The organism is Paenibacillus sp. FSL H7-689 (genome assembly GCF_000517905.1).
GTDB lineage: Bacteria > Bacillota > Bacilli > Paenibacillales > Paenibacillaceae > Paenibacillus > Paenibacillus amylolyticus.
Window position 1 is genome coordinate 210,047 of the sequence record NZ_ASPU01000007.1, and the last position, 19,415, is coordinate 229,461.

The following is a 19,415-nucleotide window of genomic DNA, read 5'->3' on the forward strand; positions in this document are numbered from 1 at the left end:
CCTGAATGTAAAATGATATTCTATGCACATACTTCGTAGCAATCAACATTATAACTTTCAGATGTATATCAGGCAGAAGGACCCGTTATCGGGATCTTCTGTCTTTTTGTTATGCATATGGAGTGCTGGAAGGAGGGTAGAGATGAAGAATAGGACAATGGATAAGGGAGTTGTGAGGGATAGACGAGGGTATGCGGCGAACGAGGTAATAGTGAAACAGGCGTTTGAACGGTCTCACCACGCAAATGGTACAGAATCTGTAGATAACAAGGACTTATGTAATGGGGACATTAGGGATAGTGGAGACAGTACATATAATAGGGAACATACATACAACAAACGTGATACGTATAAAAAAGATGATAAAAATAATCCAAATGGAGCTATTCAGACCGATGCGTCAGGGAGTTTTTCTTGGACCTTGAGGAGTGAACGTATTTTAGGTTCGGGATGTACTGTTGGGTTGGCCATAGTCATAATTGTTTTGCTACTCGCAGGGTGTCTGAGTCGTGGGCTGTACTATTCGGCTGATCTGTATCCGGTCATTCTGATCGCAGCAGGAAGCATATTGATCATGATTGTGCTATTTCTTGTCGGTATTCGTCTAGAGAAAGAGCAAGAGCAGGAGCAGGAGCAAGGAAGAAAACAAGTACCTCTGTCACCGGTACATTGGCTAGGGAACAATGAACGAATGGGTTGGCGAATGATTCGAATCCAAGGAATATTGCGGGTGTTGTGGCCGCTGGGGATGATGACATGTTTTGGGGTACATGCGTGGGCAGGCTCGGTGAGTAAACAGGGCAGCATGGATGAAATGCTGCGGTGGAGCCTGCTTGGGATGTTTACGCTGCTCACCGCAATACTGGCTGCGCGCACGAATGGTGCGCGTTGGTTAGCCTGCGGTTGGCAGATGGCAGGCGGCTTGCTTGTGCTAAGCGGCATCCTTGCCGTATGCGGGATATTGCCGCTGCCCTTCGGGGTGATGCGAACTGCTGACCCCGAGATCAGCTCCGCTGGAGCAAGGCTCGGCGGACTATTGCAGTACCCGAATGCGTACGGTGCCGTTGTTGGCATGTACGCATTGGAGCGGCTGATAGCCGCCGCACGAGTCATAGCCCGGCCTGTGCCGGCCGGGCGACTCATCGCGGCAATGCTGCCGCTCATGCCCGCGCAAGCCGCGCTCCTGCTGAGCGAGTCGCGCGGCGCTTGGCTGGCGACCGGCTGCGCCGCGGTCGCCGCCTTTGCTTTGCAGCGGCGCGGTGCCCGCCTGCCGCTGCTGCTGGCCATGGCCGCGCCACTGGCGTGCGCGGCTTGGCTGTACCGCCAGCTGGCTGCTGCCCAGCTGGCGCCTGCACCCGTGCCCGGCCTGCTGGCACTGGCCGGGGCATGGGCAGCTGCGCTGCTCGGCACGCTGCTGCTGTGCCGTCTATGGCACAGCGGCGCCGCCAAGGCTCCGCGCGCCGCTGCCCTGACGGCCATCGTGCTGGCGGGAGCCGCCGCTGCACTGATGGCCGTGGCCTCCACCGCTGATCGCCTCGCGGCGGGTGTCGGCACTGGGGTGTCCCGCCTAGAGATGTGGCGGGACGCCCTCCAGCTGTGGACCGAGGCCGCATGGCTCGGCCACGGGGGAGATACATGGCGCAACATGTTTCGCGCCATTCAATCCTCGCCTTATGTTGGAGGCGAGGTTCACAACGGCCTGCTCGATCTCGCCCTGGACACGGGCATGATCGGCATCCTGCTTGTCGCAGGGTGGTTTCTCCTCACCCTGCGAAGCATCTTTCATTTTGCACCCCAGCTCATGCCTTCCGTGCTTATTTTTGGCCTGCATGGGGCGATGGACTTTGACTGGAGCTTTACACTATTTTGGATGCTCTTCATCTGGCTTGGTGCTTGGGCAACTGCATTGAAGACGGAAACAGAGGGAGTCCAGCGATCCGGCGTAACTGTGAAATATACTCATGTCAGATCCAAATCGGGATCTAAATTGAGATCTAAATCCAGATCTCTTTTCTTGCGATATTTATCAACCCAATCCCACCCGTCAGCTGTCCCGATGCGTTCCTTCTTTCATATTTTTCAGCGAGTAACTGCTCGGCTAATAAGGGTATCCACAGTGATGATCATCCTTTTCTGGATTGGTGGAACAGTCTGGCTGACCTCCCGATATGCCGTAGCAGAAGTGCAGTACCGTCAGGCGATGTCTGAACCGGATGGCACTCCAGCACAGAAGGTGCATCTTATGGCTGCCCTTCAGTCTAACCAGAATCGATCGGATATCGTGATATCTCTTGCGCGAACGCTCCCGGGACGAGAAGCAGAATCACTCCTTTTAAACAGCCTGTCCCATTCCCCGATGCACCCTCAGATTTACATCGAACTGGGGCGATTGGCAGCACAATTCGGCGAAGGACAGCAGGCTGGAGAATATTTTGAACAAGCGATCGCATTGAATCGGTATGATGGCAATGGCCAATCCGTGGCTTTGTATTGGATGGAGCAGGCAGCGAGGCGGGAATGGAAGGCAGGATTCACGGATCGAGCCCGACAGACTGCCGTCGCTGGTGTCCAGATGTATGAACGGTATCAACTGTTGGCTGAGGAAGTGGAAGCAGGAAATGTTCGCAATGATCGTCGTTTTGTACTGGAAGAACATGCTCCAGGCTATGGAGAGAACCTGCGCAGGCTTGCTTCGGGTTCTTCTCCTCCGTTCACTCTAGAGTTGACCAAGCGGAGCCCTTGAATCACTGCTGGATCTTGACGCTAACCCAAGCGAAATGATGATGGATGTCAGCGTCTAAAAATTCTGGGAGTCCAAGCTGGCTGCTCCTCGCGGATGGGTATGCGATTTTCTAAGGAACACAGGACGTCTTATTTGGCCTCTAGCTCCTCCTTTTAAATTGTAAGGAACATCAGACACGTTATTTCCCGAAACTCCCTAACAAAAACGTTATAAAAGGCCAAAAATCCCGAGATAACGTGTCTCAGATTCCTTAGATTTCTAAAAATGCTTCAAATCCTTGAATAAGACACCTCAGATTCGTTACCACTCGTGGGCTTGAGCATGAAAAATTACTCGGTGTTTATGTTCATACTCCCAGCTTATGTTCATACTCCCCATGGTGGTCGGCTCCATGCTCTGCTCGATCAGCAAGCCAGAGGACGACCCTGAATTCCACCTGGAGCGAAGCTTTACATCGGAAGGGCGAAATTCGCATTTATGTTGTCTATGTCGCTTGCTCGTACGTGAAGGAGGCATTAACATCACACGTTTAAGGACACAGTGCCCTTACCTATTCCTAACATCAGATTAGCTTCAACCATTGCTCCGTCTTTCAGTAGGTTTGAAGACACAGCTATCTGCCTCATTCCTCCATAATCTACAGACGATAACCGCCAAATGCGTGCTGAAACGCATCTTTTAATGGTTCAACGTCTACTTCCCACATCGCGGCGATCTCTGCACTGACATCCTTGTTCCACCACTCACATAATTTCTTGCGGTTGTCGCGATTCTCCCCAATCCAGAGCAGATTTGTGATCACCTTACCGTAATAATATTCTTCCGCCTGTTTCATCCGTTCGGGAGAGACATATACTTTTAGCCTTTTGGCTGTCCGGTACAATTCCTTGCTGCATGCTCTGCGAATTCCTCTGGCGGAAGGAAGGTTTTGACCGGATTGCGTATGTTTGACCGGTGGAGAACCGGGTATTGACTTGTGTGACATCTTCTCACGCTCCTCTCCCCATACCATATGCGGACTGCTGCGAACGGGACACTATCCCAACCTCGTGAAGTAGCAACGTCCACAGCCCTGTGATAAAATAGGGACGAACATCCATGGTGCGGAGGGGCACCGCCAATCAGGATGGAGAAAGAGGGTTGAGATGGACTTTATTCATAACCTTGTTGGCCAATTGTTCGATTGGATTCAAAGTCTTGGGTACTTTGGAATCATGCTTGGATTAATGTTGGAAGTTATCCCAAGCGAAATTGTGCTGGCGTATGGAGGTTTTCTCGTTTCACAAGGTAATATCAACTTCTTCGGTGCTATGATTTTTGGTACGGTGGGCGGTGTGATTGCCCAGTTATTTATTTACTGGATTGGCCGTTATGGCGGCAGACCTGTACTTGAACGCTACGGTAAATACATACTCATCCAGAAAAAACACATCGACCATTCCGAGGAGTGGTTCCGCAAGTATGGTACAGGTGTCATTTTCACGGCTCGTTTTGTTCCGGTGGTAAGACATGCAATCTCCATCCCGGCTGGCATCACGAAAATGCACACAGGCAAATTCATCTTGCTTACTACACTCGCTGTTATACCTTGGACTGCATTGTTTATATATTTAGGGATGATTCTTGGAGATCAATGGAAGCATATTGATGAGAAAGCGGCACCATATGTTATGCCTATTTTGCTTGTCGCTCTCGCCCTTATGATCGTTTATGTACTTATTAAATGGATGAATGTTCGTAAAAAGAAAGGAAGTGTCTAGTCATGGGTAAACCCAACTTGTCTCACAAATTCGGTAAAGGTCTTCCACCAAAAGAGTTTATCGAGAGTATGACCAAGAACCAAAGTGAATTCCAGGCCAACTATGATAGCTTTACTTGGTCGAACGAAGAGGATCGTGAGTTCTTTGAGAGCCTGAACCATCGCGATGATCTGCGTGTGTTAATTCTGGCTGCTGACTGGTGCGGGGATGTTGTCCGTAATATTCCGGTTGTGTTCCAGGCGCTTGAAATCTCAGGAATTCCAACAGAAGTTCTGATTATGGAGAACCATCCGGAAGTGATGGATGAATTCCTGACCATGGGTGGCCGCTCCGTGCCAGTCGTTATTTTTGCAGATACAGGTGGTCATGTGTTAGGTCAGTGGGGACCTCGTCCGCAGCATGTACAGGAAGTCATGATTGAATTCAAACGCCTTAATCCGGATCGTGAAGCAGCAGATTATCAAGAAAATTTGGCTGTAGCGCGTCAAGAGATTGGTAAACGTTATGGGGAAGGAACGGAGTCACATGCAGCCATTATCCGTGAGCTGCGTGAACTGATTTCGGGTTACTAAGCCGATATGCTTAACATTCGTACGTTTACACTAGGCCCGCTTCAGACCAATGCGTATCTCTTACAAGGAGATGATCCGGGTAAAGCCGTCATTATCGATCCAGGCATGAATCCAGGGCCGCTGCTTAAGGCGATCCAAGACTTGGAGATTGAAGCGATTCTCCTCACTCATGCTCACTTTGATCATATGGGCGGGGTAGATGAGATCCGTAAATTGAAGGGATGTCCCGTTTATCTTCATGACTTGGAGAGTGACTGGCTCACCACCCCGAAATTAAATGGATCTTTGAATTGGCCGCAGGCGACACCACCGCTTTCGACAGATCCTGCCGAATATGCCATGGACGAAGGGCAGAAGCTGAATCTGATTGGGCATACGTTTAAAGTGTTCCATACACCTGGACATTCCCCAGGCAGTGTAAGTTTGCTTTGTGATAACGACCTGTTTGCCGGTGATGTGCTGTTCCGCATGGGTGTGGGCAGAACGGACCTGACAGGAGGGCGTGAACGGGATCTGATTGATTCAATCCAGAACAAGCTTTACACCTTTGCTGATGAAGTGAAAGTATATCCAGGTCATGGTCCCAAAACGACCATTGGTTATGAGAAACAGAACAATCCTTACGTGTCCGCAAGATAATCCGACATGATATGTGAAGAAAGTCTGGACAAGTGACAACTTTTTCATTAGAATAGCAATTAGTTGTTACAAGCGTTAAGGCATCATCTAACTGAAGCATTACCAAGAAACACCCAACCTCGCGAAGCACGCAGACTGTGGTCTATACCCGGTTTGCGTTCTTTTTTTGTTTTCAGCCCCTTTTTATCACAGAATTAGCCTTTTTTACGCTACATAGAGATGCAAGATGCGCTTCATCACAAGCCAGTTTTAGACCAATAGCAAGTTAGCAGCAAGTACAGATTGTTTAAAGCGATGAATTTAAGAAATAGTAGATCATGAGAGTGGGGAATATCAAAGTGGAGAAAACAAGAGTTATTCCGTTGAATCAGCGTGTCGAGTATCCGATCATTGAAGAAAACCGTCGCATATTGGAAAGTGGGAAAAGAGAAACAGGTACTGAGCGAGCTTTAATACATAACCCTAGCGTGGCCAATGAAGTGGTGAAGTCTCAGCAGAATATATGGGCAAGCCGTGTTTTAAGAAACGGAGCCCGCAACCAACCGTGGTTCGACAAGCTGCAAGATTACCGGAATCAAGTCTGATTGCCCGGGAAATTGTCGGGTTTGATTTTTTTTGATTTCATTGAACGTTTTTGCAGAGCCTGTCGTATTAACTCCAGATTGAACGGGAAGCAGGTGATTTCATGATAGAGGCAGCTGAGCTGGAAGAGGTACGCAGAGCAGTATCGGGAGACGATAGCGCACTCGCAGCGTTGTTGCAACGTCACTACACGTTTGTGTATAAGTATCTTGTCAAAGTGACGATGGACGCTAACCTCGCAGAAGAGACGGTGCAGGATACGATGATTCGTTGTATGGAAAATATCCATCGATATGATGGCACGTCTGCCTTTTCATCATGGATGATCACCATTGCGACTCGCATCTATATCGATAAGACAAGACGTAAGAAGAGAGAACAGAACTGGCTTTCTCTCATTCGGGATCAGGCTGTACGTCGATTCCGCTGGCAGCTTGAGACTCGGAATGAAGAATGGACAGATGTCATGGATGCGATGACAAGACTGACACCCGAACATCGTGTAGCAGTGCTACTGAAGCATTATTATGGATACGGATATGACGAGATCGGGGAAATGCTGGGTATTCCTGCGGGAACGGTGAAGTCACGCACAGCTTATGGTCTCCGTCAGTTAAGAAAGGAGCTGGAGTAAGGATGAGCAGATCAGATGATGCACAAGAACAAGAAGTTGTAGAACGATTGCAGCAACACATGAAAGTGCTGGATGATGCATTTGAGCCGACAAGCATTCCTTCTTTGGGTGCACTTGAAGCCCAAGTCAGGGAACGGAGACAGATTAGACGTCGAGCCAATTGGATTGAGATGATATGTTTTTGGTTGGTTGGATTGCTTGCCATTACCTTTAGTGCATTATTTTTCGTATCTGCTCCAGCTCTATATCTGGGAATTCAGGCTCTTGGTACAGCTGTTGCGGTGATTTTGGTTGTAATCTGGGCCGGATGGCGCCGGAAGGAGGTTCATCATGAATAAAATGCATTATTCATTGGATGAGATTTCTCCACTGTGGCTTACATTGCTTGGCATTTTTCTTCTGGTTCAGGGCACATGGATTTTTCAGGACGCACGCAGACGTGGACGTTTCCCTTGGTTATGGGGATTATGGGGCATCACAGGATTTCCTACGCCGCTCATAATATATTGGTTTGTCGTGATTCGATCACAGCGCAAGCCAGGTGTACGGAATCAGAAATAACATCATTTTAAAAATGGAAAAAAGATTTTGCACAAATATGTTGTTTAATTCTAGTATTCCTAGACATCGTTATTCTTTTCTAGTAGACTATACAAATAAATATTAATGATAGACTACCAGGAGGTTAGACGATGCTGCGATTAGGAGAGAAGGTTGTCATCGTCGCGGATGCGTTTGAGCAGAATCTTCCTGTGGGGGAATATGGTTTCATCATCGCTTATGACCGGAATCCGGACAATGCGTTCGATTACGTGCTTCGAGTGCCGCAGGTAAACCGGAACTTTTTTGTTCCATCCGGCGACGTCGATCTGGAAGAGGTTCTGCTGAAGCAGGAAGCTGAGCGGGTCGAGCGAGAAGCGTTGATAGATTACGCCCTTGCGACACACAATGAGAAGCTGTTTCATCATCTGATGAACGGAGATTTTCAAGCTGTGGAAGAGGAAGAGGAAACCGCGAACGATGTTATGTCACAGGCGGATTTTATAAAGCAGGTTAATCTGCGTGCATGGATTTAGAATTTTAAGAGTCGGCTGATGCCGGCTCTTTTTTATTTTATAAGTTTGATTTTAGCTTCCCGGAAGCCTGTCAGGTCATTTGCATTGAATTGTCGAACTATCTCACCTATAATGAAAAAAGTTATCTTGAGACTTTAGCCCGTTAAACGAGCGATTCGTTTCAGGTCGTTTCGGGAATCAGAACGAATGAAGGAGGCATCCGCTAATGAGTATTTCGAATAATGACGTTCAGCATGTGGCCAAGCTGGCCCGGCTCAACTTGACTGCTGAAGAAGAACAGACCCTGACAGGTCAGCTGAACGCGATTTTAAAATATGCAGAAAAGCTGAATGAGCTGGATACAGAAGACATCGAGCCCACCACTCACGTTCTGCACGTAAGCAATGTTATGCGTGAAGATGAGACCAAAGAAAGCCTGTCGATTGAACAGGTGATGCGCAATGCACCGGAAGAAGAAGACGGGCAGTTTAAAGTGCCTGCAGTAATGGAATAACGGATAACTGGAAGGAGGACAAAAACTGTGAGTTTATTTGAACAATCGTTGCCTGAGTTACATAACAAGCTGCATGCCAAAGAGCTGTCGGTCAGCGATTTGGTGGATCAGGCGTATCAGAACATTGGCGCGCATGACGATAAAGTTAAGGCATATTTGGCACTGGATGAAGAACAAGCACGCGCTCGTGCACGTCAACTGGATGACCGTCTGGTTAGCGGCGAGGAGAAAGGTTTGCTTTTTGGTCTGCCTGTAGGTATTAAGGATAACATCGTTACGAACGGACTGCGCACGACGTGTGGTAGCCAATTCCTTCGTAATTTCGACCCGGTGTATGACGCGACAGTTGTCGAGAAATTGAAAGCTGCGGACACCGTAACTATTGGTAAACTCAACATGGACGAATTCGCCATGGGCGGCTCCAATGAGAATTCAAGTTTCTCCCCTGTACGTAATCCATGGGCACTTGATCGTGTTCCAGGAGGTTCCAGCGGTGGTTCGGCAGCAGCTGTGGCTGCGGGAGAAGCATACTTCACGCTTGGATCAGATACAGGTGGCTCCATCAGACAGCCTGCTTCGTATTGCGGTGTTGTTGGATTGAAGCCGACGTACGGACTTGTTTCCCGCTTTGGATTGGTTGCATTTGCATCATCCCTGGATCAGATTGGTCCTTTGACGAAAAATGTTGAAGATTCTGCTTATGTATTGCAGGCCATTGCTGGTTATGACGCCAAAGATTCGACATCTGCAAAAGTTGAGATCCCGGATTATTTGAGTGGACTGACAGGTGATGTTAAAGGGCTTCGCATTGCCGTTCCGAAAGAATACATTGGTGAAGGCGTAGATCCACAAGTGAAAGAGACAGTTTTGTCTGCATTGAAAGTTCTTGAAGGGCTCGGGGCAACATGGGAAGAAGTATCCCTTCCGCATACCGAATATGCGGTGGCTACGTATTACCTGCTGGCATCTTCAGAGGCTTCTTCCAACTTGGCTCGATTTGATGGTGTACGTTATGGCGTGCGTGCTGACAATCCGGATAACTTGTTGGATCTGTACCATCAGTCCCGCAGTCAAGGCTTTGGTCCGGAAGTGAAACGACGTATCATGCTCGGAACGTATGCACTCAGCTCGGGTTACTATGATGCCTATTATCTGAAAGCACAGAAGGTACGTACATTGATCAAACAGGATTTCGACAATGTATTTGCCAAATATGATGTGATTATCGGACCAACTGCGCCAACTACGGCGTTCAAACTGGGTTCACAGGTAGATGATCCACTTACGATGTATCTGAACGATATTTTGACTATTCCGGTTAACCTTTCTGGTGTACCTGCTGTTAGCATTCCATGTGGATTCTCGGATGGATTGCCTGTTGGCCTGCAGATTATCGGTAAAGCCTTTGATGAAACAACCGTATTACGTGTAGCGCATGCGTTTGAACAAAATACAGAATTCCACAAGCAGCGTCCGCAGCTGTAGACTGCCCGGAACGGAGGAATATAGAAATGTCCGCATCTAAATATGAAACGGTCGTTGGACTTGAAGTTCACGTGGAGTTGCATACCAACTCCAAAATTTTCTGTGGCTGCTCCACAGCTTTTGGAGCTCCGCCGAACACGCATACCTGCCCGGTCTGTCTCGGACATCCGGGTGTACTGCCTGTACTGAATCGTCAGGCGGTAGACTATGCCATGAAGGCAGCGATGGCCCTGAATTGTACGATTGCTGATGTCAGCAAGTTTGACCGTAAAAACTACTTTTACCCCGATTCACCAAAGGCCTACCAGATCTCGCAATTCGATCAACCGATTGGTGAGAACGGCTGGATTGATATTGAAGTAAATGGTGAAACGAAACGAATCGGCATCACGCGTCTTCACTTGGAGGAAGATGCAGGGAAGCTTACACATATTGATGGCGGATACGCTTCTTTGGTGGACTTTAACCGTGTCGGTACTCCACTCGTTGAGATTGTATCCGAACCTGAGATTTCTTCTCCGGAAGAGGCGCGTGCGTATCTTGAAAAAATGCGTGCGATCATGCAGTACTGTGATGTGTCGGACGTGAAGATGGAGGAAGGATCACTTCGTTGTGACGCCAACATCAGTTTGCGTCCACATGGACAGGAGAAGCTGGGAACGAGAGCCGAGCTGAAAAACATGAACTCCTTCCGTGGTGTTCAGCGTGGTCTGGAATATGAACAATATCGTCAGGCTGAGATTCTGGATGGTGGCGGTGAAGTGGTTCAGGAGACGCGTCGCTGGGACGAAGCTCAAGGGAAAACACTGTCGATGCGTGGCAAGGAACAAGCGCATGACTACCGTTATTTCCCAGACCCTGATCTCGTGAAGCTGCATATCGACGAAGCCTGGAAAGAGCGGATCAGAGCTACCATACCTGAGCTTCCAGACGAGCGCAAGGCGCGTTACACGGCTGATTATGGATTGCCTAGTTATGATGCAGAGGTTATTACCTCCTCCAAAGCTGTGGCAGATCTTTTTGAAGATAGTCTGAAATACACTCAGGATGCGAAGTCCGTATCCAACTGGATCATGGGCGACTTACTGGGTTACCTGAATACGAGCAACCTTGAAGTGACTCAAGTTCCACTGACAGGTCAAGGCTTGGGTGAGATGATTGGCCTGCTTGAGAAGGGCACAATCAACAGCAAAATCGCCAAAACGGTATTCAAGGAAATGCTGGAGAGCGGCAAGCTTCCACAGCAGATCGTTGAAGAGAAGGGTCTTGTGCAGATTAGTGATGAAGGTGCCATTCTTGCCATCGTTGAGCAGGTTGTGGCGAATAATCCTCAATCCGTGGAAGACTATAAAGCCGGTAAACAAAAAGCCATTGGCTTCCTTGTTGGTCAGGTTATGAAAGAAAGTAAAGGCAAGGCGAATCCCGCTCTAGCCAACCAACTGCTTGCAGATGTACTGAACCGCTAATCCTTCCGGTGAGGCCGGACAGAAAGAGGCTCGTCCCTGTGACAGCCTCTTTTTGGTATTGATAGATACAAATGTATTTCGGACGGGGGAACGGATATGAACATTCAACCATTGTCACTGAGTGATCTGGAGACGTTGGGACAGTTATGGAGACTACAACATGTGGCCTATCGATTGGAAGCCGAAATCATCGGATTTCAGGAGATTCCTCCTTTGATGGATACGATGGAGACACTTCGGGATTGTGGAGAGAGTTTTTATGGTTGTATCCATGATGACGGAGAGCTTATCGGGGCTGTCGCTGTAGCGGAGGAAGAGGAGAATACACTGACCATTACACGAATGATGGTGCACCCGGATCACTTTCGCAAGGGAATTGCGGCATCTTTGATGACGTATGTGTTGGAACAGCATGCGGATCTTCCGCGTTATATCGTCTCCACAGGAACGCTGAATCAACCCGCAGTGAATCTGTACACCAAATTTGGTTTTAATCCCGTGGAGGTCACACAGATTGCACCTGGAGTGGAATTAACGACTTTTCACAAGAATAAACTTTAATAATATTAACAACTTGAGGAGGAATACCGACTTTGGGCGATCCCTGGTTCATTGATGAGTGGCACATTTTATTACGATTATTGCTGGCTATGCTGCTTGGAGGGCTCGTAGGCCTGGAGCGGGAACGGTCCAATCATGCTGCCGGTTTGCGTACCCATATCCTGGTATGTCTTGGTTCTGCATTAATTATGATGTTATCTGTTTATGGCTTTAAAGATTTTGCTAATGAATTAAATGTAAGGATTGATCCAGCCCGTCTGGCTACTGCTGTAATTACTGGTGTCGGATTCTTGGGAGCAGGGACAATTCTCTTCACGGGAAAATCCATTACCGGACTGACTACAGCAGCTTCAATCTGGGTTGTTGCAGCCATTGGGCTCGCAGCAGGTGCGGGATTCTTTTTTGCCTCTATCGTATCAACCGTTCTGGTATTACTTAATCTCTGGGTCTTTAACAAATTAGAGCTGAGGTATTTGCGAGGGAACAAACTGCATGTTGTTACACTTCATACCTTGTCAGAACCCGGTTTTCTCGAACAACTGTCTTCATGTATGGAGCAGGAGAAGATCAAAATTCGTAAAATTACCGTGAATGAACAAGACTTGGCCTACGCAGAGATGGTGTCGGTTGAACGTAAAATTGAGATTGTGTTACATGTTCAGGTACCGCATGATTTCCAAACGGTAGGCTTGGTATCCAAGTTAAGACAATGGGAACACGTTACCAAGGTGTCGATCGAATAATGAATTACAACCCTCCCCAGGCCAGTAGTGCCGGAGGGTTTTTGGTCATATCCATATTTCTTCCAGTTACTCTCCTTGCTCTTTAGGGTACTATCTAACCAAATGCATGAAGAGCGGAAGGTCAGATCAGAAGAGAGGAGTATGTTATGAAACGGAGACGTCAATTGAACCAAAAGACTCGTACAGTTCAGACCAAACCGGTCAGAAATCGGACTCACAAGTTTATTGCGGGATTGCTGAGTGCCATTATTCCTGGTCTGGGTCATATTTATCTGAGATTGTACATGAGGGGTTTGACCTTTATGCTGCTTGTTTTGCTTGACCTGTCAGCAGTGTTGTACTTCTCATCTATTGGTATACAGATCAATGTGCCATTGCTCATCTTGCTGGCATTGTGTATTCCGGTTATTTACTTTTACAATGTATATGATGTGTTGCAATCTGCAGATTGGGTCATGATGCGCAGACGTAGAGCAGTAACCCAGGCAACTTTGGACAAGCCGATAACCAATGAACGTTCTACACGAGATGCAATGATGGTCTGGGAGAGAGGCATATCGTTTGGATTACTTCTGATTGTGGGAGGATCTTTAATGGTACTTTTTTTCCGCAAACCACGTTGGTTTCAAGAGCTTCTCGCCATGTACGGCGGATATTCATTTGCGGTTCTCATGATCGTAGGCGGTTTGCTTCTGTTTGGTCGTGAGTTCTGGGTGATGTTGAACAAGAAAAAAATGTAGTGGAAACGATACAAGGAGGGAACGTGATGAACCGTAAAGTCCGGGTTGGCCGCTATACGGCTGCCGCCTTAATCATAGCGGTCGGTGTGCTGTTGATTTTGGATAAACGGTGGGGAACGGACTATGTATATGAGATGGTGGACTGGTGGCCATTTTTGCTCGTTGTTTTGGGTGTTGAATATATTGTGCTGTTCCTGTGGACACGCAGAAGAAACAAGGTGCAATCGGATAACCCGAGCAATCCTGATGAGCAAATCAAAGTACGTTTTAGACCCGATGCCAAAGGCATTCTAACCTCACTGATTTTGGCAGCTTCCGTATTTATCGTCACCGAGCAGGATCATTACATGCACTTATGGAATAGAGTGAGTCTAAATCTCGGAGCGGCATCCATGGACTACAGTCAAGCGGCAGGATATATGGAGGATAAGGGCACGATTCGTGTACCTGTTCGCATGGATACGTCAGATCTGGTGGTAGAAGGTGTCAACGGAGATATCTCGGTACAACGCGGAGATACGGATGAGATTGAAGTACGGACGGTGATCTGGGTAGATCAGACGACGGAAGTACAGGCAAAGGCCGTTGCAGCAGCCTCTTTTGTAGAGGCCGATGGTACAAAAGTGATTTATATCAAAGCTACAGGCAAGACGTATGGAGACAATGAAAAAACGCAGCCGCGTATGAATCTTACCATAACGATCCCGGATGATCGTCGTTTTAATCTGGATATTCGAACTTCCAATGGAGCCATATTATTAAATCGTCCGGAAGCCATTAGTACCATACTGGCCGAAACGGGTAACGGACGTATCCGGATTACCAATGCTGTTGGAGATATCTCCGGGAAAACGTTGAACGGAGATGTCATTGTAGCCAACGCCATAGGTAATGTCGATCTGGACAGTAACCGTGGAGATATGAAGGCTCGCGGTATTTCCGGCGATGTAGATCTTGCTACACAAGTAGGAAGTATCAGTATTGCGGACTCCGTTGGTGAATTCATCGCAGAGACACGCAACGGCAATATTACGCTGGATGGAGCCAATCTGGGAATCAAAGCCCAATCACTTAATGGCAGTATTAACATCGTATCTACCAAAGTCGGAGGGGACTGGGATGTGTACAGTGCGGTGGGAGCCATTAACGTATTACTTCCTGATCGTGGAGACTACAGTCTTGCGGGTTCCAGCAGTTATGGAGATCTAAGTACGGATCTGCCGTTCAAAGTACAGAATAAAACCATAGAAGGCCAGCTCGGTGAGGGCGAGTACAGGGTGAAAATTGAAGGCAACAGTGATCTCACCATTCAGAGCAACCCGGCTGTGTCTACGCCTGAAACAGTTACACCTGATTCTGAAGATACGGCTGAGAATCTGGAACAGACTACCGAGGACGGACCAAATTCCCAGTAGGATTCTACAGAGGTTCCTTGACTGCCGCGTTGACAATAAACTTGTAATCGCCGTACAATAAATGTACACTGGCAAGATTACACGGCATGAAAGATGGATTGTCGTTCTTAATGGCCGGGAATCAACTCTGAGCGAGGAGACAGTAACTTACTCTTCACCAGAGAATGAAAGGTAAGGCGGTGGGTTTTATGGCAACACGTGTCCAACATGCGTTGGAGCATCTGAAAACGACCGGTGTCCGTATTACACCCCAGCGTCATGCCATATTGAACTATCTGATGGAATCCATGGGGCATCCGACAGCCGATGAAATTTACCGAGCCCTTGAACCCCAATTTCCCAGTATGAGCGTGGCAACGGTATATAATAATTTGAAGATGTTTCTGGAAGCTGGCATGGTCCGGGAATTGACATACGGAGATAATTCAAGTCGCTTCGATGCCAATGTGACGGATCATTATCATGTTATCTGTGATCAATGCGGCAAGATTGAAGATTTCAGCTATCCTTCACTCAAAAGTGTAGAGCTTCAGGCGGAGTCTAGTACAGGATTCGAAGTACACGGTCATCGATTGGAAGTATATGGCGTTTGCAAAAGTTGCAGGGATTAAGAGAGTTGAATTACAATATTAACGTGCAGAATTCAGTATGGATTCTTCACGTTTTTTTTTAGCATTTATGCAAAATGCTCATTTTTATAACAACTTATGCGCACATCCTTATGATCAGCATAATTAACGGAGGTAGACGTTTGGGTAGAAAAAGCAGATATACACGTCAGAAGCGACGTTCATTTTGGCCCGGTTTTCTCGGGGCTTGTCTGATCGCCGGGGGGGCTTACTGGCTTATAACAAATGTATGGTTGAACCAGATCCATGAAGACCCCGACTGGGTAGGAAGAAGCCAGCCTATTTTTGTAGATGGGCAACTGATGGATGGAGACGCTCTGGGTACAGGAGATCAACTCAAGTTGCCTGTAGATGTGCTGCAAGAAGCGATTGATGCAGGCATACGTTATGAATCAGAATCGGGAGATATCATTATTGCCTCTCCTCAGCGAGTCCTTCATATGAAAGATGGAAGCACACAAGCAGAACTTAATCACAAAGATTATCCTATGACAGTTAAGCCTGAGGTTAAGGACGGAGAAGCCTATATTCCGCTCAAACCTTTGAAAGAAGTATATGGCATAACCGTACAGGAAGATTCAGTAACAGGTGCTGTGCTGCTGATGCGTGGTGGAGACATGATACAGTATGCAGAGATTGATACGTTATCATCCAAAGCCGACAAAACGGTGCCGTTATATAAACGTGGTGGAGAATCCTCACCAATCATTGCCGACATGGAAAAGGATGCACGGGTACGTGTATGGCAGACGGGTGATAAACAGAGTTTTGTTCAACTCGATAATGGATATGCCGGATATGTAGATAATGATTATATTGTCCTCACCGAGAAAAAGAAGGTGGACTTGCCCAAGTATACGCTGACTGCAGCAGAGAAGAAGTGGCAGAATAAACCGGTAAATCTGGTTTGGGAAGCCGTGTACAATCGTCAGCCTGATGTGGGCTCTATCGGTAAAATGCCCGGTGTGAATGTGGTCAGCCCCACATGGTTTCATATTACGGATGGACAGGGCACTGTGAAAAGCAAGGGAAACCAAGCTTATGTGAACTGGGCTCACCGTTCGGGTATGGAAGTATGGGGACTCATGGATAACAGCTTTGATCCGGACGTTACAAAAGAAGCTGTAGCTTCTTACGAGACACGCACTCATATTATTGAGCAGATGTTGGAGTATGCACAGACGTATCAACTGGATGGTATCAACATCGACTTTGAGAACGTGTATACAGATGACGGGCCGAATATTACGCAGTTTGTGCGCGAGATCAAGGCGATGGCACGTATACATGGATTAATGTTATCAATCGATGTAACACCAAAATCAAACAGTGAGATGTGGTCTGCCTTTCTGGATCGCCGTGCATTAGGTTCTTTTGCAGACTATGTTATTGTGATGGCTTATGATGAACATTGGGCAGCCAGTCCTAAGGCAGGTTCGGTAGCGTCTCTGCCTTGGACCGAGGCTTCCATGAGACGCATACTTGAGGAGGATGAAGTCCCTTCTAACAAGTTGATCATGGCGGTTCCGCTCTATACCCGGATATGGACGGAAGAGACGAATGATCAGGGGGAGGTTAAAGTGTCTTCCAAAGCGGTGGGCATGAATGCCATTGTGGAGCTGATCCAAGAGAAGAAACTCAAACCCGAACTGGATCAGGCAAGTGGACAAAACTATGTTGAATATAAGGAAGACGGAGCTACCAAGAAAATATGGATCGAAGATGCCGTGTCCCTTCAGGCGCGGGTGGATTTGATTGCTTCGTTGAAGCTGGGCGGAGTAGCAGCATGGAATCGGAGTTTTGCTAATGCCTCTGCATGGGAGGTATTAAAGCAGGCTGGTTACCAGAAATAATTTACTCGAACTCAGAGTGTCTGATTGCTTTGATTTATTTTCGCTAAGCTCAAAGTTTCTCCTTGGGTAACATCATACGTGCAGTCTACCGTTTTATTGGTCGTAGAACTTATAACTTAACTTCATATTTTAGCTATTGATAACAGCAATAAGGGTTCACTTATAAGCCAAGTCCAAAAAGGTCCGGTAAACATACCGGGCCTTTTTTTGTTCTTCAATGAAATTAAGGTAAAAGACATTTAGCGGTTGGAGACCATTTTGTGCTAACCATCGGTGGGGGGAGCTTGTGTAGAAGGCGATTTCAGTTGTTGACTGGTCATGTTGGCCTTATTAGGGTCCAGGGTGAGGATGGTATGACAGAACATACAACGATCCGTTTTGCCAAGCATTTTGGTTAACTTCCCGCATTCCGGACAGTCGACTTGTACTGCACTGGTGGAGAGCATACCCGCCCAGAAATAAATGGCTAGACTGGCCATCATGGCAATCAGTCCGATGACGAGTCCTACAGCTGCGAATACCTTGCCTGCATGTCCCCAGAAAACAATCCCGGCTGTTCCCAGTATCATTAGGCCCATACCTAGCATGGTCAGTAGTAATCCCCAAGTGCGAAAAGCATTAATTTTTGCTGATTTAAAAATCATGAAAAATGCTCCTATCGTATGAGTAGTATTGGACCTGGAAAAGAAGGAAACTTCAGTCTGGATGTAGAATTACATTATAACTGACTTGGCGCTTATCTGCCATGAAATGTATGGAGGGAATCGTGGAATTAAAGAACCTTGCTTTTTTGTCCGAACAGTCGGAAGAGACAGGGGCAGTTGGGGCTATCGCTTATTCCCACCCGGGAGAGCGATTCCACGGCTCCCTAATTCAAGATTTCGAATTATTAGTACTTGTTGTTCATAATGATGATCAATTGAAGTCGGCGGTGGGACATTACAGATATGGTGATCTTCGTTATCAGATGATCTATGCGAGCCGTCATGAATTAAAGAGTAGTGTAGTAACCGGGAATCATAATAATCTCACCCAGTGTCTGATTGAAGGTGAGATTATCTGGGAAGCGGACAGCGCCTTAAGTGATTTGCGAGAAGAACTGTCTACCTTTGGGGCAGAATTGCGTGAGCAGAAGCTGCTTCATGAATTCACCAGTTTCTTGAGAATGTATGTGGAGGCCAAACGTCATATTCAGGAAGGTCATGTTGTAGACGCCTACTACAATGTATTAGAGGCTCTGGGGAACTGGGCAAGAATTGTATTGATTGAACAGGGGATATATCCGGATCATGCTGTCTGGACACATGTGCAGAATCTGGATCGCGCTTTATGGAAACTATATCAAGAGCTTACCGTAAGCTCGGAGACGCTGGAGCAGCGAGTAGAGCTTGTCCTGCTTGCCTGTGAGTTTTCCGTAATGTCCAAAATGAGTGAATGCTCAGAACTGCTGCTGCGTGTGTTAAGAAGTCGCAAGGAGCCTTGGAGCATGAATGAACTTGTTCATCATCCGCAGTTAAGATTTGTTCGAGAAGATCTGCCTTTGGTAATACGTAAGCTGGTCTTTCGTTCTATTGTAAAAGAATCGGCAGGGTGGCCATCGATCGGAGGAGAGGGCCGGGAGATTCGGTATTGGATTGAGGCATAACCTTCTCCGGAAGCCTGACATTATATTGATCACATAAGGGAGGGGAAACCTTCCTTTTTTGTTTGTTTAATAATTTATAAAAAGATGTTGACTCTCATTCACGATATATGATACATTATATTTCGTTCCTCAAACGAGATTATCGCCAACAAACGATAAATTCTTCAGAGGAAAAGTGAAGAACTAAAGCTTCAAAAAAAGAAATTGAAAAAAGTTCTTGACGAAAACAAACAAAATGTGTTACATTATTTAAGTCGCCGCCGAAACTTGGTTAAGACGAAAAAGAAGTGAAACAAATCGTGTTTGATCTTTGAAAACTGAACAACGAGTGAGTAAACATTCTGCTTGCAGAATGAACGCGAAAGTTTGAGACAAGCCT

The 19,415-nt window shown here is 47.1% G+C and carries 21 protein-coding genes; 19 read left to right on the forward strand and 2 right to left on the reverse strand.

The genetic code is table 11. The annotated features are described in order from the left end of the window. Nucleotides 1-142 precede the first annotated feature (142 nt). Nucleotides 143-2,743, forward strand: a complete 2,601-nt coding sequence (locus C170_RS05240) for an O-antigen ligase family protein (protein ID WP_036607008.1) — start codon at nt 143-145, stop codon at nt 2,741-2,743. A 637-nt stretch (nt 2,744-3,380) separates the two neighbouring features. Here the strand turns inward: C170_RS05240 and C170_RS05245 are convergent. Next, entirely contained in the window at nt 3,381-3,728 is a 348-nt protein-coding gene (locus tag C170_RS05245) for a hypothetical protein (RefSeq protein ID WP_036607010.1), read from the reverse strand. A 160-nt stretch (nt 3,729-3,888) separates the two neighbouring features. On the opposite strand from C170_RS05245, the gene C170_RS05250 reads away from it, so the two are divergent. The 17 genes from C170_RS05250 to C170_RS05330 all read left to right on the forward strand — a co-directional run bounded on the left by C170_RS05250 (nt 3,889) and on the right by C170_RS05330 (nt 17,391). Further along, nucleotides 3,889-4,503, forward strand: coding sequence for a DedA family protein (locus C170_RS05250; protein WP_036607012.1), 615 nt, complete (start codon nt 3,889-3,891; stop codon nt 4,501-4,503). 2 nt (nt 4,504-4,505) lie between these two features. Then, nucleotides 4,506-5,075, forward strand: a complete 570-nt coding sequence (locus C170_RS05255) for a thioredoxin family protein (RefSeq protein WP_036607014.1) — start codon at nt 4,506-4,508, stop codon at nt 5,073-5,075. A gap of 6 nt (nt 5,076-5,081) precedes the next feature. Beyond that, entirely contained in the window at nt 5,082-5,714 is a 633-nt protein-coding gene (locus tag C170_RS05260) for an MBL fold metallo-hydrolase (protein WP_036607016.1), read from the forward strand. 338 nt (nt 5,715-6,052) lie between these two features. Continuing rightward, nucleotides 6,053-6,298: a hypothetical protein gene (locus C170_RS05265; protein WP_162158954.1), complete on the forward strand. Its 246-nt coding sequence runs from the start codon at nt 6,053-6,055 to the stop codon at nt 6,296-6,298. A 101-nt stretch (nt 6,299-6,399) separates the two neighbouring features. After that, nucleotides 6,400-6,930, forward strand: coding sequence for an RNA polymerase sigma factor SigY (gene sigY, locus C170_RS05270; protein ID WP_036607020.1), 531 nt, complete (start codon nt 6,400-6,402; stop codon nt 6,928-6,930). 2 nt (nt 6,931-6,932) lie between these two features. Then, the gene (locus C170_RS05275; RefSeq protein ID WP_036607022.1) at nt 6,933-7,268 is read left to right on the forward strand and encodes a YxlC family protein; all 336 of its coding nucleotides are present in this window, start codon (nt 6,933-6,935) and stop codon (nt 7,266-7,268) included. Then, on the forward strand, nt 7,261-7,491 hold the full coding sequence (locus tag C170_RS05280) for a hypothetical protein (protein WP_179088694.1): 231 nt from the start codon (nt 7,261-7,263) through the stop codon (nt 7,489-7,491). The genes C170_RS05275 and C170_RS05280 overlap by 8 nt, the downstream gene beginning before the upstream one ends. A gap of 131 nt (nt 7,492-7,622) precedes the next feature. Further along, nucleotides 7,623-8,006 carry a hypothetical protein gene (locus C170_RS05285; RefSeq protein ID WP_024631336.1) on the forward strand — a complete coding sequence of 128 codons (384 nt, stop codon included), beginning with the start codon at nt 7,623-7,625 and terminating at the stop codon, nt 8,004-8,006. Between the two features lie 205 nt (nt 8,007-8,211). Then, the gene (gene gatC, locus C170_RS05290) at nt 8,212-8,499 is read left to right on the forward strand and encodes an Asp-tRNA(Asn)/Glu-tRNA(Gln) amidotransferase subunit GatC (protein WP_036607033.1); all 288 of its coding nucleotides are present in this window, start codon (nt 8,212-8,214) and stop codon (nt 8,497-8,499) included. 27 nt (nt 8,500-8,526) lie between these two features. Beyond that, nucleotides 8,527-9,984 (forward strand): Asp-tRNA(Asn)/Glu-tRNA(Gln) amidotransferase subunit GatA, encoded by a 1,458-nt coding sequence (gene gatA / locus C170_RS05295; protein ID WP_036607036.1) that lies wholly within the window; start codon nt 8,527-8,529, stop codon nt 9,982-9,984. A gap of 26 nt (nt 9,985-10,010) precedes the next feature. After that, entirely contained in the window at nt 10,011-11,450 is a 1,440-nt protein-coding gene (gene gatB / locus C170_RS05300) for an Asp-tRNA(Asn)/Glu-tRNA(Gln) amidotransferase subunit GatB (protein WP_036607038.1), read from the forward strand. Between the two features lie 96 nt (nt 11,451-11,546). Continuing rightward, on the forward strand, nt 11,547-12,011 hold the full coding sequence (locus C170_RS05305; protein ID WP_036607041.1) for a GNAT family N-acetyltransferase: 465 nt from the start codon (nt 11,547-11,549) through the stop codon (nt 12,009-12,011). A 32-nt stretch (nt 12,012-12,043) separates the two neighbouring features. Beyond that, complete coding sequence (locus tag C170_RS05310; RefSeq protein ID WP_017692302.1) at nt 12,044-12,754, forward strand: MgtC/SapB family protein; 711 nt, start codon at nt 12,044-12,046, stop codon at nt 12,752-12,754. A 146-nt stretch (nt 12,755-12,900) separates the two neighbouring features. After that, complete coding sequence (locus C170_RS05315; protein ID WP_036607042.1) at nt 12,901-13,494, forward strand: hypothetical protein; 594 nt, start codon at nt 12,901-12,903, stop codon at nt 13,492-13,494. 26 nt (nt 13,495-13,520) lie between these two features. Then, nucleotides 13,521-14,909, forward strand: a complete 1,389-nt coding sequence (locus C170_RS05320) for a DUF4097 family beta strand repeat-containing protein (RefSeq protein ID WP_036607044.1) — start codon at nt 13,521-13,523, stop codon at nt 14,907-14,909. Nucleotides 14,910-15,097: 188 nt separating this feature from the next. Continuing rightward, on the forward strand, nt 15,098-15,520 hold the full coding sequence (perR, locus tag C170_RS05325) for a peroxide-responsive transcriptional repressor PerR (RefSeq protein ID WP_026081471.1): 423 nt from the start codon (nt 15,098-15,100) through the stop codon (nt 15,518-15,520). A gap of 140 nt (nt 15,521-15,660) precedes the next feature. Beyond that, nucleotides 15,661-17,391: a glycosyl hydrolase family 18 protein gene (locus C170_RS05330; RefSeq protein WP_036607047.1), complete on the forward strand. Its 1,731-nt coding sequence runs from the start codon at nt 15,661-15,663 to the stop codon at nt 17,389-17,391. Between the two features lie 263 nt (nt 17,392-17,654). Here C170_RS05330 and C170_RS05335 read toward each other — a convergent pair whose 3' ends face one another. After that, nucleotides 17,655-18,035, reverse strand: a complete 381-nt coding sequence (locus C170_RS05335; protein ID WP_036607050.1) for a DUF2614 family zinc ribbon-containing protein — start codon at nt 18,033-18,035, stop codon at nt 17,655-17,657. 122 nt (nt 18,036-18,157) lie between these two features. On the opposite strand from C170_RS05335, the gene C170_RS05340 reads away from it, so the two are divergent. After that, nucleotides 18,158-19,036, forward strand: a complete 879-nt coding sequence (locus tag C170_RS05340) for a nucleotidyltransferase-like protein (RefSeq protein WP_036607052.1) — start codon at nt 18,158-18,160, stop codon at nt 19,034-19,036. Nucleotides 19,037-19,415 lie beyond the last annotated feature (379 nt).